Source organism: Pseudomonas sp. (assembly GCF_030684895.1).
GTDB lineage: Bacteria > Pseudomonadota > Gammaproteobacteria > Pseudomonadales > Pseudomonadaceae > Aquipseudomonas.
The window spans coordinates 19,426-34,174 of sequence record NZ_JAUXXP010000038.1; the positions used below are offsets into that span (position 1 = coordinate 19,426).

Sequence of the window (14,749 nt, forward strand, 5' to 3'; positions counted from 1 at the left end):
CGCGAGCTACGCGCCCCGATCCACCCTACAAGGACACAACCATGCTGCAAGTTGAGCAACTGCATCAGTACTACGGCGGCAGCCATATCCTGCGTGGCCTGTCGTTCGACGTGAAGGTCGGCGAAGTCACCTGCCTGCTCGGCAGAAACGGCGTGGGTAAAACCACCCTGTTGAAATGCCTGATGGGCCTGATCCCGGCCAAAGAAGGCGCCGTGCAGTGGGAAGGCCAGCCCATCACCGGTTTCAAACCGCACCAGCGCGTGCACGCCGGTATCGCCTACGTGCCCCAGGGCCGGGAAATCTTTGGCCGCCTGACCGTGGAAGAAAACCTGCTGATGGGCCTGTCACGCTTCCCCGGTAACGAGGCCAAGGTGGTGCCGGAATTTATCTACGAGCTGTTCCCGGTGCTGCGCGAAATGAAGCTGCGCCGCGGCGGCGACCTGTCCGGCGGCCAGCAGCAACAGCTGGCCATCGGCCGCGCACTGGCGAGCAAGCCGCGCCTGCTGATACTCGACGAACCCACCGAAGGCATCCAGCCCTCGGTGATCAAGGAGATCGGCGTGGTGATCAAAAAGCTCGCCGAGCGCGGCGATATGGCCATCCTGCTGGTCGAGCAGTTCTATGACTTTGCCGCCGAGCTGGCCGACCAGTACCTGGTGATGAGCCGTGGCGAAATCGTCCAGCAGGGCCGTGGCGAAACCATGGAAGCCGATGGCGTGCGCGGACTGGTGGCAATCTGAATGGCGACGCTGGCACTGCACATTGCGCATAATCAGGCTTTCGACCATGGATTCGAGGCCCCCATGCCACCCTTGCGCACGCTCCTGCTCCCGCTGACCGCACTGGCCGGCATGGCATTGGTGATCTGGGCTGGCAGCCTGCCGGATTACTGGATGCTGCGCGCCATGCCGGTTGGCAGCGAAGCGGCCTATCCACTCAAGCCGGTGCTGATCTTCTGCGCCATCGTCCTGGCCGAATGCAGCATGCTGCTGGCGATGCTGCGTCCGCGCTCCTATTGCCGTTCCTGGGGCCGCGCCCTGTGCGCCTGCCTGCTGGCCCTGGGCCTGGCGTTGTTCTGGCTGCAAGGTGCGCTGCATGCCCCGCCCTACTACGGCCTGCACCTGCAATGGTGGCTGGCGGTCAGCCTGGGCCTCGTTCTGCTAAGTGTTTATTCCGCAGTGCAAGCCTGGCGCCAACGGCGTAACCGGGTCAGCGCATGAACGCCCCCGCCGCCGTCTTTACCCCCAGCTGGCAGGCCGAGCTGGAGCTAGGCTATGGCCGCGACGGCGACGCTACCCGGCCCACTATGCGCCGGCATAAAGGTCCGTTGCGGGTGCAAAAACATCTGTATGCAGAAGGGCCCGAGGTGTGTCAGCACATCATCGTGCATCCGCCCGGCGGAATTGCCGGCGGTGATCGCCTGGATATTTCCGCCACGGTCGGCGCCAACGCCTGGGCCCAATTGACTAGCCCCGGCGCAGCCAAGTGGTACCGTGCCGCCGGCCCGGCCTACCAGCACCTCCGGCTACGTGTCGAAGCCGGTGCCACCCTGGAATGGCTGCCGCAGGAAACCATCGTCTACGCCGGCGCCCAAGCGGAGATCACCACCGAGATCGACTTAGCGGGTGACGCCAAGCTGCTGTATTGGGACATCGTCGCCCTCGGCCGCCCGGCCAGTGGCGAACGCTTCGATAGCGGGCACTTTCAAGCGCAGCTGAATATCCGCCGCGATGGCCAACTGCTCTGGCATGAACGCCAGCGCGTGGCCGGCGACGATGGCCTGCTCGATTCGCCCATCGGCCTGAACGGCAAACCGGTGTTCGCCACCCTGCTGATCAGCGGCGAAATCGACAGCGACCTGCTGGAACACTGCCGCAACCTGAGCACACCCGTGCGCGGTGACCTGACTCAATTACCCGGCCTGCTGGTGGCCCGCTGCCTGGCCAGCGAGGCGCTACACGCCCGCGCCTGGCTGATCGAACTTTGGCGCTTATTGCGCCCTGAACTGCTTGGGCGCGCTGCCGTGCCCCCACGAATCTGGAGCACCTGACTGATGGACCTGACGCCCCGCGAAAAAGACAAACTGCTGATCTTCACCGCCGGCCTGGTGGCCGAACGCCGCCTGGCCCGTGGGGTGAAACTCAACTACCCGGAAGCCATGGCCTATATCTCCGCCGCCCTGCTCGAAGGCGCCCGCGACGGCAAGACCGTGGCCGAGCTGATGCACTTCGGCACCACCCTGCTAACCCGCAAGCAGGTAATGGAAGGCATACCGGAAATGATCCCGGAGATTCAGGTCGAGGCCACCTTCCCCGACGGTACCAAGCTGGTGACCGTCCATCAGCCGATTGCCTGAGGAAATCGCCCAATGCCTACTGCGCTTGCCCATGCTGCGTTGCAAGTCGTCTCGGATTGCTCATTGACAGACGTCAACTCCGCATCCTCTCCGACTTGCGCCTTGCCTGAGCTGCGCTCGCTACGGCCTTGGACGACTTCCTGGAGACACGAAGAATGATTATTCGCGATGCCCGCGACGACGACCTGGAAGCCATCCGCGCCATCTTCAATGACGCCGTGCTCAACACTACGGCGATCTGGATGGACGCCATCGTCGACCTGGCCAACCGCCAAGCCTGGTTGGCCGCACGCCGCCAGCAAGGCTACCCGGTGCTGGTGGCGGTAGACGCCGACGATAGCGTGCTCGGCTACGCCGCCTACGGCGACTGGCGGCCCTTCGACGGCTTCTGCAACACCGTGGAAAACTCCCTGTACGTGCGCGCCGACCAGCGCGGTCGTGGCCTCGGCGTGCTGCTGCTCGGCGCACTGATCGAGCGCGGCAAGGTCGGCGGCAAACACGTCATGGTCGCCGCCATCGAGAGCGGCAACCTCGCCTCCATCGGCCTGCACCAGCGCTTCGGTTTCAGCATTACCGGGCAAATGTCCCAGGTCGGCCGCAAGTTCGGTCGCTGGCTGGATCTGACCTTTATGCAGCTGATGCTGAGCCCCGAAAGGAGTGCGCCTTGATGCCGAGCATCGCGCGTCTCAACGCGGCTGACTTTGAGCCGTATCGCCAGGGCCTGCAGGCTCTGCTGCTCGACTGCGTGGCGCATGGCGCCTCGGTGGGTTTTCTCGCCGATCTCGATGCTGACGCGGCCAATGTCTATTTCAACCAGGTCCTGGCAGGCATACATGACGGCACTCACCTGCTCTGGCTGGCCTGTGAGCAGGGCCAGGTGCTGGGCAGCGTGCAACTGGTGCTGTGCCAGAAACCTAACGGCCTCAACCGCGCCGAAGTGCAGAAGCTCCTGGTACACAGCAACGCCCGCCGCCGTGGCATCGCCAACAGCCTGATGCAGCGCCTGGAAGGCGAAGCAGCCGAGCTGCAACGCGGCTTGCTGTACCTAGACACCGAAGCCGGCAGCGACGCCGAAGCCTTCTACCAAGCCCAAGGCTACACCTGCATCGGCGGGCTGCCTGACTACGCCTGCGGCCCTGACGGCCAGTACCGCGCAAACGCCATCTATTACAAAACCTTGTCGAGGCCACAGCCATGATTCCCGGCGAATACCAGATCCAGGACGGCGACATCGAACTCAATGCCGGCCGTCGCACCCTCAGCCTGAGCGTAGCCAATAGCGGCGACCGGCCCATCCAGGTCGGCTCGCACTACCACTTCTTCGAGACCAATGACGCGCTGACCTTTGACCGCAGCGCTGCGCGCGGTATGCGCCTGAATATTCCGGCCGGCACTGCGGTGCGCTTCGAACCCGGGCAGAGCCGCGAAGTGGAACTGGTGGACCTGGCCGGTCATCGCCGCGTGTTCGGCTTTGCCGGACGGGTGATGGGCGACCTCTGAGCTCACCGTGCATTTGTAGGATGGGTGGAGCGCAGCGATACCCATCGCCCACTACCCCCGATGGGTTAGGTCGCTACGCGCCTAACCCATCCTTGACCTTACCGCGCACACGTCGGATCGCCGCGCCTACATGTGATCGCATTCCCCTGTAGGAGCGGGCTTGCCCGCGATAGTGAGCGCAGCGAACGGTTGCAAACCCAATTGAATCTAAAGGCGAACCCATGAAAATATCCCGCCAAGCCTATGCCGATATGTTCGGCCCCACCGTCGGCGACAAGGTGCGCCTGGCCGATACCGAGCTGTGGATTGAAGTGGAAAAAGACTTCACCACCTACGGCGAAGAAGTGAAATTTGGCGGTGGCAAGGTCATCCGTGACGGCATGGGTCAGGGTCAGCTCTGCGCGGCAGACGTGGTCGACACGCTGATTACCAACGCACTGATCATCGACCATTGGGGCATCGTCAAGGCTGATGTGGGTCTCAAGGACGGCCGCATCGCCGCCATCGGCAAGGCCGGCAACCCGGATATCCAGCCCGATGTGACCATCGCCATCGGCGCCGGCACCGAGGTGATCGCCGGTGAAGGCATGATCCTCACCGCCGGCGGCATCGACAGCCACATTCACTTTATCTGCCCGCAGCAGATCGAAGAAGCGCTTATGAGCGGCGTCACCACCATGATCGGCGGCGGCACGGGACCGGCCACCGGCACCAACGCCACCACCTGCACCTCCGGCCCTTGGCATATGGCGCGCATGCTGCAGGCCGCCGATGCCTTCCCGATGAACCTGGGCTTTACCGGCAAAGGTAACGCTTCGCTGCCAGAGCCGTTGATCGAGCAGGTGAAAGCCGGCGCCATCGGCCTCAAGCTGCACGAGGATTGGGGCACCACCCCGGCGGCCATCGACAACTGCCTGAGCGTCGCCGACCAGTTTGATGTGCAGGTGGCGATTCATACGGACACGCTCAACGAGTCTGGTTTTGTCGAAACCACCCTGGCCGCGTTCAAGGGCCGCACCATCCACACCTATCACACCGAAGGTGCTGGCGGCGGCCACGCGCCGGATATCATCAAGGCCTGTGGCTTCCCCAATGTGCTGCCAAGTTCGACCAACCCGACCCGGCCTTTTACCCGCAACACCATCGACGAACACCTGGACATGCTGATGGTCTGCCACCACCTCGACCCGAGCATCGCCGAAGACGTGGCCTTTGCCGAAAGCCGTATTCGCCGCGAGACGATTGCCGCCGAAGATATTCTGCATGACCTCGGCGCGTTCTCGATGATCAGCTCCGACAGCCAGGCCATGGGCCGCGTTGGCGAAGTGATCACCCGCACCTGGCAGACCGCCGACAAGATGCACAAGCAGCGCGGCCCGCTGGACGGCGACGGCCCGGGCAACAGTAACTTCCGGGTTAAGCGCTATATCGCCAAGTACACCATCAACCCGGCGATCACCCACGGCATCAGCCATGAAGTGGGTTCCATCGAAGTGGGTAAGTGGGCCGACCTGGTGCTCTGGCGACCAGCGTTCTTTGGCGTGAAACCGACGCTGATCCTCAAGGGCGGCGCGATTGCCGCCAGTCTGATGGGCGACGCCAACGCCTCGATCCCAACGCCACAGCCTGTGCACTACCGGCCGATGTTCGCCAGCTATGGCGGCAGCCGTCACGCCACCAGTTTCACCTTTATCAGCCAGGCGGCGTTTGATGCAGGCGTACCTGAGCAGTTGGGGTTGAAGAAGAAAATTGGCGTGGTCAAAGGCTGCCGCGAGGTGCAGAAAACCGACCTGATCCACAACGATTACCTGCCAACTATCGAAGTGGACGCGCAGAACTATCAGGTCAAGGCCGATGGCCAGCTGCTCTGGTGCGAGCCGGCCGATGTGCTGCCGATGGCGCAGCGCTATTTCCTGTTCTGACATCCCCGGCTGAGACGACAATGGCGGGTTTCACCCGCCCTACGGGATAGGTGATTGCCCCGCCAGCACAAACTTGTAGGGCGGGTGCAACCCGCCAATTCATTCTCCGCCCCCCAGACCATTGACGCTTGTGTCCCCGCCCCAATCGTTGGGATAGACGCCCTGCCTCACCCAGCGATGAAACGATGACCAGGGCCAATCCTGTACACGTGAAACCAACCCATGTTTCAGTGGATTGCCATGCAGGTAATCGAAGTGCCGGGCATAGTCTTGCTCGTCACGAATCAGGTGTTCCCAGAATCGTTGCTGCCAGAGCGTGCCATGGCCTTTTGCCTGGCGTCGCTCGCTCATCAGGTCGATGCGGTTGTAGTCGCGACAGGCATGAGTAACGTGTCGCTTGATCAGCCGCCAGCGATTGGAAAAATCCGCATCTCCAGGCGGCAGGCGCCAGATGGCATGCAAGTGATCGGGCAACAATACCCAGGCATCGATGGCAAAGGGCTGGGTCAGGCGAACCGTCTCGATCGACTCGCGTAAAGCCTGGCGGATATCGGGACGGGTAAGAATCGGCTGGCGCCGCTCAGTGACGAGCGTAAAGAAATAGGTGCCACCAGGAACGGCGGCGCGGCGGTAATCGGGCATGACAACATCCTTGTTGCGATATCGCATCTTGGCGGGTTGCACCCGCCCTACGATCATTCGCCGGCCGGTGCGGCCCGCCATCAAGACTAGCGCAGCTGACTGTCCTTACTGCCCCGGCGGTTATAGCCGCTGAATTTAGCCTGCTCCTTGTCGTGCTCGGTCTGGCAGGCCACGCACAGGTGCACGCCGGGGATGGCCTGACGCCGCGCCTCGGGAATGGCGGCGGCGCATGCCTCGCAGTGGCTCAGGCTTTCGCCGCTCGGCAGCTGGCTGCGGGCGCGCTGGATAGCGTCCTCGATGCTGCTGTCGATCTGCTCCTGTACCGCGCCGTCATTCGCCCAACCACCGGCCATCGCAATTGCCCTCCGCTGTGTATGCCTCTAGATATGCGCCGTCTGCGGGCGAATCTCAAGCGCACGCGGTCGCCCTACTCCTTGACCTCCATAAACTCACGCGCCCAAACGATATAGTCCTCGGGCTGGGTGTAGGTGTGGGTCAGTTCGGTGGCGCTAAGGTCGCAGGCATCGACGCCGCGCTGTTCGCGCAGGCAGTCGTAGGTGGCCTTGATCGCCGCGAAATAGGCGGCATGGCCGTTGACCACGATGCGCACGCCCAGGCTGGCCAGGCGCGCATTGTCGCGCAGTTTGGGGTTACCGTAGGTGACCAGCATCAGCGGGATATTCAGGGCGGCGGCGATCTGCTCCAGGTGAGCAAAATCCTCGACCCCGACCAGGCAGATCGCATCGGCACCGGCCGCCTGATAGGCCTGGGTACGGCGAATCACCTCGCTGACATCCAGCACGCCGGCATGGGTGCGGGCGATGATCGCCAGGTCCGGGTCAACCCGAGCTTCCAGGGCCGCACGGATTTTGCCGACACCTTCGTCAACGCTGATCAGGTCGGTGGATTTACGCCCGAATTGCGCGGGCAGCAGGGTGTCCTCGATGGTCAGCGCAGCAATCCCGGCGCGCTCCAGCTCGACCACGGTGCGCATTACGTTGAGCGCATTGCCGTAGCCGTGGTCGGCATCGGCGATTACCGGCAGACGGCTGACCCGGCCAATCCGCGTGGCCTGCTCAACAAACTCGCTAAGGGTGATCAGGGCAAAATCCGGCGCGGCCAGAACTTGTAGTGAAGCTACAGAACCACCCAGAATCCCGACTTCAAAACCCAGGTCAGCGGCAATTCGCGCGGCCATGGGATCGAACACGGAAGCCGTGTGATAGCAGCTATTCGAAGCAAGAAGCGCACGAAATTGTGCGCGAAGGTCGTGATGCGAGGCTCTTTGCATAGGGTGCACCATCGTTCATAGTCGATTCTGAGCGAGGGATTATGTAGCAAAACTACAAAACCCGTCATGTAGTAAAACTACATAGTCGACCAACAACCTTGCACCCGCCTTTCAGTCTACCCAGCCATCCAGCGCACTAACCCAAGTCCGCCGGTAAACGTGGGCCAAAGCCGGCGCCGGTGAGCAGCCCATAGGCCATCCACAGCATCACGCCGGCATACAGCAAGCGTGGCAGCCAGGTGGCCAGCTGTTCGGTCAGGCTATCCAGCTTCTGGGTTTCCACCCCAGCGTAGTTGAGCAGGCTGGCCGGCAAGGTACCGCTGGCCTCCCCCGTACGAATCAGGCCAAGGGCCAGCCCCTGGCCGGGAAAGTCCAGACTGGCCAACGCCTGGGCCAGGCCCTGGCCGCGCTGAATAGCTATCTGCAGGCTGCTGAAGCGCTTGCGCAGCGGCGCATGGCTGATAACCGCGCAGGCCTTGGGCAAGGCCTCAAGCATAGGCATGCCGGCCTCCAGCATCAGCCCCAGACTGTCGAAAAAATCACGCAGATTACGCCGCAGCAGCGCTGGGCCGAGGATCGGCACACTCGCCAACAGGCCATCAAGGGGCGAAGCCGCACCAGCGGGCGCGTGCTCGCCGCGCCGATAAAGCCCACGCCCCAGACCATAGAGCGCCCCCAGCACCAGCAACGGCCAGAGCACGCCCCACAGATAACCGGCGATGCTCAGCTGGCCGCCGACCAACGTCGGCAGCGGCTGGATAAACAGCGCCAGCACTAACACCGCCGCCGGCATCAGCAGGCGTGATTTGACTGCAGCAGCCTGTTGCGCCCGGTGGTTATAACGCTCGGCCAGGCGCTGGTAGATCGCCGCCAGGCAGCCGCTGGCCTGAGCGGCGCGCAGCAGGGTGCTGTCCAGTGGGGTAAACAAACCACTGCGCAGCCCGGCACTGGCCATATCGCTACCGCCGGCTATCTGTGTTTGCAAGCTGGCCAGCGCAGCCTTGGCGCGCACTGGCACTTGCAGGCTGAGCAGCGCCCGCTCGACCGGCACACCGGCTTTCTCCATGGCCGCCAGATGGCCAAACAATTGTGCGCGCGCAGCAAGATCAAGCAGGGCAGGACGTGAGGTGGGCATAGGCAGGCTCAGCGAGATGGGAACGACACAACAGCCGCCAGGTTAGCAGGCCGCGCGACGCAGAGCAGCGGGCTATTCAGTGGCCGTCGGCAACTCGGCATGCGGCAGCCAGCGGCGGAATATCTGCGCGAAGCTGCCGTCCTCATGCATGGCGTCGAGGGCGCGCCGCCAGCGCTCAACCAACGCCTTATCGGTCTGCGGGGAAAAGGCGATGTAGTAGGCCGAGCGCATAAAGGGCAGGTGCGCCTGCACCTGCTCCGGGCGCAAACCGCCGCTGGCCAGTTCATCCTTGAGGGTCAGGTCTTCCGTGGCAATCAATTGCACCCGCCCGTGCTTGAGCATGGTCACCATATTCTTCGCACTGGTGACCCCGTAGAGATTGTTGAAGCCGCGCGCGCTCAGGGTTTCAAAGGTGTACCACTGTTTCGGCACGGCCAGCGGCCCGCTCTCGGCGGCCTGCTGCAGATTGTCGAAACGCAGGTGACGTGATTTCAGCGAGTAGAAGCTGGTGGTGCCGATCAGCAGCGGGCCGACCCACTGAAACTTCGCTTCACGCTCCGGCGTACGCACGGTGGAGAAGATCGCCGTATTCGGCTCGTGCTGAGCCAGGTGATAGCCGCGTGTCCAGGGCAACAGCTCGATCTTGCCGGGGTCGCCGGTGCGCTCAATCAGCGCGCGCACCACCTCTACGGCCAGGCCCTGCAGCTCGCCATCACGGCTAAAGCTGGTCGGCGGTGCTTCCTCGGTGAGCAAATGCAATTCAGCAAACGCCGCCCCGGCCAGACAGGCCAGCAGCAAGAGCAGCAGCGCGCAGCATCGTTTGAGCAAAGTGAGTTCTCCCAGCACTGGCTTCAGACTAGCTCAGAGCCGGGCCAGTCGCGTTATGGCAAGGAAGGGGTGGCTGGCATGCTGAACGGCTGGGCAAACCAGCGCTGGTGAATGCGCTCCAGGCTACCGTCACGCAGCAACTCATCAAGGGCCAGCTGCCATTGCCGCACCAGAGCCGGGTCGGTGTTGTTCGAGAAGGCGATATAGGAGTTGTTACCCATCAGGGTGAACTGCAACTCCACCTCATCACGGCGCATGCCTTGCTGCGCAAGCATGTCGTCCAGGGCCAGGTTGTTGGCCAGCAGCAGCTCGATACGACCGTGCTTGAACATCTTCATCATGTGTTGGGGTGTCGGTACGCCGTAGAGGTTTTTCAGGCCACGGTCGCTGAGGTATTCATAGGAGTACCACTGCTTGGGCACAGCCAAGGTGGTGAAGCGCTCTACATCGTTGAGCGTACGCACATTCAGCCCGGCGCCGCGCCGCGCATAGAAGCTGGTATGCCCGCGGGCAATCGGCCCGACCCACTGGAACAGCGCCTCGCGCCGGGCGGTACGCACCGTGGAGAACAAGCCGCTGTTGGCCTCACGCTGTACCTGATGGTAACCGCGGGTCCAGGGCACCAGCTCGATGCGGGTTTCCTGCCCGGTACGCTGAATCAGCAACTCGACCACTTCCACGGCCATGCCGGTCAGCTTGCCGTCCTCGGTATAGCTCAGCGGCCGGTATTCCTCGGTATACAGGTGCAGCTCGGCCGCCGGCGCCGATGTACAGCAGCCAAGCAACAACACAACCAACCAGAACTTCAACCGCATTGGGCAATACCTACAAAACATACGAACAATGGGCCGAAACGCAGAATGATAAACAGCCATTGATTCAGCAACCAGCACAGCTCTGCGGCAAATCAGCGCGAGGGGCTATGGATTGGCCGTCAGCTCCACCTCCCGCGCCCGCTGCCATTGCGCCAGGTTTTCGCGACTTACCTGCTGCACCTGCAGCGCGATATTCACCGGTTGCGCCGCTAGCTCGCCACGCAGGCTTTGCGCGGCCAGTTGCACGGCCTGATAGCCAATAGCGTGGGCTTGCTGAATCATCAGGCTGTGAATCTCGCCCTTGCTCAGCGCTTCAAGCAACAACGGATCAGCATCGAAGCCGATATGCAGTAACGCCCCGGCCTTACCGAGCCGCCGCAGGGCCGCCAGTGCGGCGCGTGAACTGGTGCTGTTGGGCGTGAACACGCCCGCCAGCTGCGGCAACTGCTCACGCAACGCCTCCACCGCGACCTGGCTGTCGTCGCCGATATAGGTATCCACCAGAATACTCAGACCACCCTGTTCCGCGCCCTGGCGAAAGCCTCGCTCGCGCTCGCTGGTTGAGGGCACGCCGGTTTTCAAGCGCAACAGCGCCACCTGGCCCTGCCCGCCGAGCGCCGCAGCCAAGGCCTGACCGGCCTGCACACCGGCGCGGAAGTTATCGGTGGCGACCACACCGCGCACTGCACTACCGGGCAAGTCACGGTCGAAATACACGGTATTGATGCCATGGGCCGCCAATTGCTGCACACGCGGCACAATTTCCAAGCCGCTGGGAGCGATAACCAGCGCCTTACAGCCATGCTCCAGCACCCAGTTGATCATCTGCAGCTGGGTTTCCACGCGCCCCTCGCGGCTGGGCCCGCGAAAATGCATGTCCAGGCCGTATTCTTTGGCAGCCTGCCGCGCACCAACCTCCACCTGCCCCCAGAAGGGCGTAGCCCCGGCTGCCACCACGCCGACACAGTCCTTTGCCAGGGCTTGAGCGGCCCAACTGGTCAACACAACGACTAGCAGCACATAGTTCGATTGGCATCGGCGGTGCATCAGCATCACTCCCAAAACGTGGCCGCATCCGGCAACACATAGAACAGGACGCAGGCGTCACCGTAGAGTTTCAATATCACTTTAGCATCAGGCTATTAGCCTCGCCGGGCGCAGGATTAGCGGTCACCTGCCAGAAAACCGTGGGTCAAAATAACAACACCCGCATCCGCTACTGCTTTTATGAACAATCCTTACTGAGCGCCATCCGCCGAACTGTTACGGCGCACCGTTAAAAATCACTCCGGGTAATTATTTTTCACACTCCAAGCGACGGCTGGGCTGGTAGCCGCCGCTCAGGCAGGCGATGATCGCGTCTCTTTCCTGCACCTTGAATGACATGACCGATACCACGCAAAGCACTCAGGCCACGCACAAACCCCGCCCGCTGATCGATTTGCTGGTCAGTATCCTGATTCCCTCCCTGATTCTGATGAAACTCAGTGGCGAGAGCCGCCTGGGTGCCGACGGTGCGCTGATGCTGGCGCTGGCCTTCCCGCTGGGCTGGGGCAGTTTCGAGCTGCTCAAGTACCGCAAATTCAACTTTATCGCCCTGCTCGGCCTGATCAGCGTGCTGCTTACCGGCGGCATCGGCCTGCTCAAACTGGATAACCAGTGGCTGGCGATCAAGGAAGCGGCGATCCCCGGCATCATCGGCATCGCTGTGCTGGTATCGACCCGCACCCGCTTCCCGCTGATCCGCACCATGCTGTTCAACAAGACCGTGCTCAACGTCGACAAGATCCATGAACGTCTGGAACAGGCCGGCAACACCGAGCGGTTCGAAGCACGCCTGCTCCGCGCCACCTACTGGCTGAGTGGCACCTTCTTCTTCTCCTCGGCGATGAACTACGTGCTGGCCAAATGGATTGTCATCAGCCCGGCCGGCAGCGAAGCCTTCAACGAAGAGCTGGGGCGGATGAACCTGCTCAGCTACCCGATGATCGCGATCCCGTCGATGATCATGCTGATGGCCATCTTCTATTACCTGTGGCGCACCATCCACGGCCTCACCGGCCTCAAGCTGGAAGACGTGATGGCCAATGCCGAGCAGGACAAGCAGCCCTAGGCGACGCTGCCTGGCGCGCCACGAATGCTGACGCTCTCCGTCTACCTGGGCCTGTTTTTTTCGGCTTTGGGCGCCGCCACCCTGCTGCCACTGCAATCGGAAAGCGTGCTGGTGGCGCTGCTGCTCAGCGGCGCCTATTCGTCCTGGGCGCTGCTGGCGGTGGCCAGTGTCGGCAATATCCTCGGTGCGCTGCTCAACTGGCTGCTCGGCCGTTACCTCGAACACTTTCGCCATAAATCCTGGTTCCCGGTCAGCGACGCGCGCCTGCAGCAGGCGCAGCGCGGCTACGCGCGCTATGGTCGCTGGTCCCTGCTGCTGAGCTGGGTGCCAATCATCGGCGACCCGCTGACCCTGGTCGCCGGGGTGATGCGCGAACGCCTATGGATTTTCCTGCTGATCGTCAGCCTGGCGAAAACCGCCCGCTATGCCGTGCTCGCAGGACTGACCCTGGGCTGGACAACGTTCGTCGCCGCATAGATCAATAAGCGCAGCATTCGCCCGGCGACTCGCATAGAATGCGCGGCCGTTTTTGCGACCACGCCCTCCATGACGGCCATCCCCCTGGCCATCAGGCAACGTCAGAACACCCCGGTACTTATTCAGGAACAGCGCGCCGCATGACTTTCTCCACTCCCGCCCGCGCCTGCGGCATCGACTTCGGCACCTCCAACTCCACCGTCGGCTGGCTGCGCCCCGACGCCGAGACCCTGATCCCCCTGGAAGACGGCAAAATCACCCTGCCCTCAGTGGTGTTCTTCAACCTCGAAGAACGTCGCCCGGTCTATGGCCGCCTGGCCCTACAGGAATACCTCGAAGGCTACGAAGGCCGCCTGATGCGCTCGCTGAAAAGCCTCTTGGGTAGCAAGCTGCTGAAAAGCGAAACCACGGTGTTGGGCAGCGCCCTGCCGTTTAAAGACCTGCTCGGCTTTTTTATCGGCGAGCTGAAAAGCCGTGCAGAAAACAACGCCGGCCGGCCATTCGAGGAAGTGGTCTTGGGGCGCCCGGTGTTCTTCGTCGACGATGATCCGGTGGCCGATCTGGAAGCGCAGAACACCCTGGTGGCCGTGGCGCATAAGCTCGGCTTCAAGGATGTGTCGTTCCAGTACGAGCCGATTGCCGCAGCCTTTGACTACGAGTCGGGCATCAGCCGCGAAGAGCTGGTGCTGATCGTCGATATCGGCGGCGGTACGTCGGACTTCTCCCTGGTGCGCCTGGCGCCCGAACGCCGCACAGTGGCGGATCGGCATACCGATATTCTCGCCACCGGCGGCGTGCATATCGGCGGTACCGACTTCGACAAACAGCTCTCCCTGGCCGGTGTGATGCCGCTGTTCGGCTACGGCAGCCGGATGAAGAGCGATGCGCCGATGCCCACCAGCACCCACCTCAACCTGGCCACCTGGCACACCATCAACGCGGTGTACTCGGCCCAATCGCAACGCCAGCTGCAGAGCATGCGTTACGACATCGTCGACCCCACCGGCATCGATCGGCTGTTCCAGCTGATCGAACGCCGCGACGGCCACTGGCTGGCCATGCAGGTGGAAGAAAGCAAGATCGCCCTGACCGAGCAGGCTGCACGGCCCATCGACCTTAGCCGCCTGGAAGACGGCCTGGTCGCCGAGCTGACCCGCGAGCTGTTTGAAAACGCCATCGAACCGCTACTGGAGCGTGTGCGCGCCAGCGTCAACCAGTTGCTCAGCGATGCCGGCGTCAGTGTCGAGCAGGTCGATACGGTGTTCTTTACCGGCGGTTCCAGCGGCATCCCAGCCTTGCGCCAGAGCGTCGCGGCGATGCTGCCCAATGCCCAGCACGTGGAAGGCAACACCTTCGGCAGCATCGGCAGCGGCCTGGCCATCGAGGCGAAAAAGCGCTACGGCTGATCTGTAGCCCGGATGAAATCCGGGGATAAGGTCTAATCGCTCCCGGATTGCATCCGGGCTACAACGGCACAGCCGTAGGATGGGTTGAGCAAAGCGATACCTATCAACACACCGCAGACCGCTCGATGGGTTACGCCGCTACAGCGACTAACCCAGCCTACAGCGGCGGTGGATAAGAAAGGCGTCATCCACCCTACGCAGCTAATTAGCCCCCTGCCTCCGCCATAAAAAACGCCAGCTCAAAGCTGGCATTTTTTATTCCTG

The 14,749-nt window shown here is 62.6% G+C and carries 18 protein-coding genes; 11 read left to right on the top strand and 7 right to left on the bottom strand.

Translation table 11 applies throughout. From position 1 onward, the window contains the following. Positions 1-41 precede the first annotated feature (41 nt). The 8 genes from urtE to ureC all read left to right on the top strand — a co-directional run bounded on the left by urtE (position 42) and on the right by ureC (position 5,778). Entirely contained in the window at positions 42-740 is a 699-nt protein-coding gene (gene urtE, locus Q8M42_RS07255; RefSeq protein WP_304869437.1) for an urea ABC transporter ATP-binding subunit UrtE, read from the top strand. Positions 741-803: 63 nt separating this feature from the next. Beyond that, positions 804-1,220 carry a hypothetical protein gene (locus Q8M42_RS07260; RefSeq protein ID WP_304869435.1) on the top strand — a complete coding sequence of 139 codons (417 nt, stop codon included), beginning with the start codon at positions 804-806 and terminating at the stop codon, positions 1,218-1,220. After that, complete coding sequence (locus Q8M42_RS07265; RefSeq protein WP_304869433.1) at positions 1,217-2,050, top strand: urease accessory protein UreD; 834 nt, start codon at positions 1,217-1,219, stop codon at positions 2,048-2,050. Before Q8M42_RS07260 ends, Q8M42_RS07265 begins: the two co-directional genes overlap by 4 nt. A gap of 3 nt (positions 2,051-2,053) precedes the next feature. Then, a complete protein-coding gene (gene ureA, locus Q8M42_RS07270) occupies positions 2,054-2,356 on the top strand; it encodes an urease subunit gamma (RefSeq protein ID WP_304869431.1) in 303 nt (100 codons plus the stop codon). A gap of 155 nt (positions 2,357-2,511) precedes the next feature. Continuing rightward, on the top strand, positions 2,512-3,024 hold the full coding sequence (locus Q8M42_RS07275) for a GNAT family N-acetyltransferase (protein ID WP_304869430.1): 513 nt from the start codon (positions 2,512-2,514) through the stop codon (positions 3,022-3,024). After that, on the top strand, positions 3,024-3,554 hold the full coding sequence (locus tag Q8M42_RS07280) for a GNAT family N-acetyltransferase (RefSeq protein WP_304869428.1): 531 nt from the start codon (positions 3,024-3,026) through the stop codon (positions 3,552-3,554). Before Q8M42_RS07275 ends, Q8M42_RS07280 begins: the two co-directional genes overlap by 1 nt. Next, entirely contained in the window at positions 3,551-3,856 is a 306-nt protein-coding gene (locus tag Q8M42_RS07285; RefSeq protein ID WP_304869426.1) for an urease subunit beta, read from the top strand. The genes Q8M42_RS07280 and Q8M42_RS07285 overlap by 4 nt, the downstream gene beginning before the upstream one ends. Before the next feature lie 221 nt (positions 3,857-4,077). Continuing rightward, a complete protein-coding gene (ureC, locus tag Q8M42_RS07290) occupies positions 4,078-5,778 on the top strand; it encodes an urease subunit alpha (RefSeq protein WP_304869424.1) in 1,701 nt (566 codons plus the stop codon). A 99-nt stretch (positions 5,779-5,877) separates the two neighbouring features. On the opposite strand, the gene Q8M42_RS07295 is transcribed toward ureC, so the two are convergent. The 7 genes from Q8M42_RS07295 to Q8M42_RS07325 form a co-directional block, all read right to left on the bottom strand. After that, positions 5,878-6,420, bottom strand: a complete 543-nt coding sequence (locus Q8M42_RS07295) for a transposase (protein WP_304869422.1) — start codon at positions 6,418-6,420, stop codon at positions 5,878-5,880. Positions 6,421-6,506: 86 nt separating this feature from the next. Further along, positions 6,507-6,773 (bottom strand): DksA/TraR family C4-type zinc finger protein, encoded by a 267-nt coding sequence (locus Q8M42_RS07300; RefSeq protein ID WP_304869420.1) that lies wholly within the window; start codon positions 6,771-6,773, stop codon positions 6,507-6,509. Between the two features lie 74 nt (positions 6,774-6,847). Next, positions 6,848-7,711 carry an oxaloacetate decarboxylase gene (locus Q8M42_RS07305; RefSeq protein WP_304869418.1) on the bottom strand — a complete coding sequence of 288 codons (864 nt, stop codon included), beginning with the start codon at positions 7,709-7,711 and terminating at the stop codon, positions 6,848-6,850. 136 nt (positions 7,712-7,847) lie between these two features. Then, a complete protein-coding gene (locus Q8M42_RS07310) occupies positions 7,848-8,846 on the bottom strand; it encodes a type II secretion system F family protein (protein WP_304869416.1) in 999 nt (332 codons plus the stop codon). 72 nt (positions 8,847-8,918) lie between these two features. Continuing rightward, positions 8,919-9,674 (bottom strand): ABC transporter substrate-binding protein, encoded by a 756-nt coding sequence (locus Q8M42_RS07315; RefSeq protein WP_304869414.1) that lies wholly within the window; start codon positions 9,672-9,674, stop codon positions 8,919-8,921. A gap of 53 nt (positions 9,675-9,727) precedes the next feature. After that, entirely contained in the window at positions 9,728-10,489 is a 762-nt protein-coding gene (locus Q8M42_RS07320) for an ABC transporter substrate-binding protein (protein ID WP_304869412.1), read from the bottom strand. 105 nt (positions 10,490-10,594) lie between these two features. Continuing rightward, positions 10,595-11,536: a substrate-binding domain-containing protein gene (locus Q8M42_RS07325; RefSeq protein WP_304869410.1), complete on the bottom strand. Its 942-nt coding sequence runs from the start codon at positions 11,534-11,536 to the stop codon at positions 10,595-10,597. A 337-nt stretch (positions 11,537-11,873) separates the two neighbouring features. Here Q8M42_RS07325 and Q8M42_RS07330 point away from each other — a divergent pair, with 337 nt between their 5' ends. The 3 genes from Q8M42_RS07330 (at position 11,874) to Q8M42_RS07340 (ending at position 14,485) form a co-directional block, all read left to right on the top strand. Next, entirely contained in the window at positions 11,874-12,602 is a 729-nt protein-coding gene (locus tag Q8M42_RS07330; RefSeq protein ID WP_304869534.1) for a VC0807 family protein, read from the top strand. Between the two features lie 24 nt (positions 12,603-12,626). Beyond that, a complete protein-coding gene (locus tag Q8M42_RS07335) occupies positions 12,627-13,079 on the top strand; it encodes a YqaA family protein (protein WP_304869408.1) in 453 nt (150 codons plus the stop codon). Between the two features lie 140 nt (positions 13,080-13,219). After that, positions 13,220-14,485 carry an Hsp70 family protein gene (locus Q8M42_RS07340; RefSeq protein WP_304869407.1) on the top strand — a complete coding sequence of 422 codons (1,266 nt, stop codon included), beginning with the start codon at positions 13,220-13,222 and terminating at the stop codon, positions 14,483-14,485. The last annotated feature ends 264 nt before the right edge of the window (positions 14,486-14,749 follow it).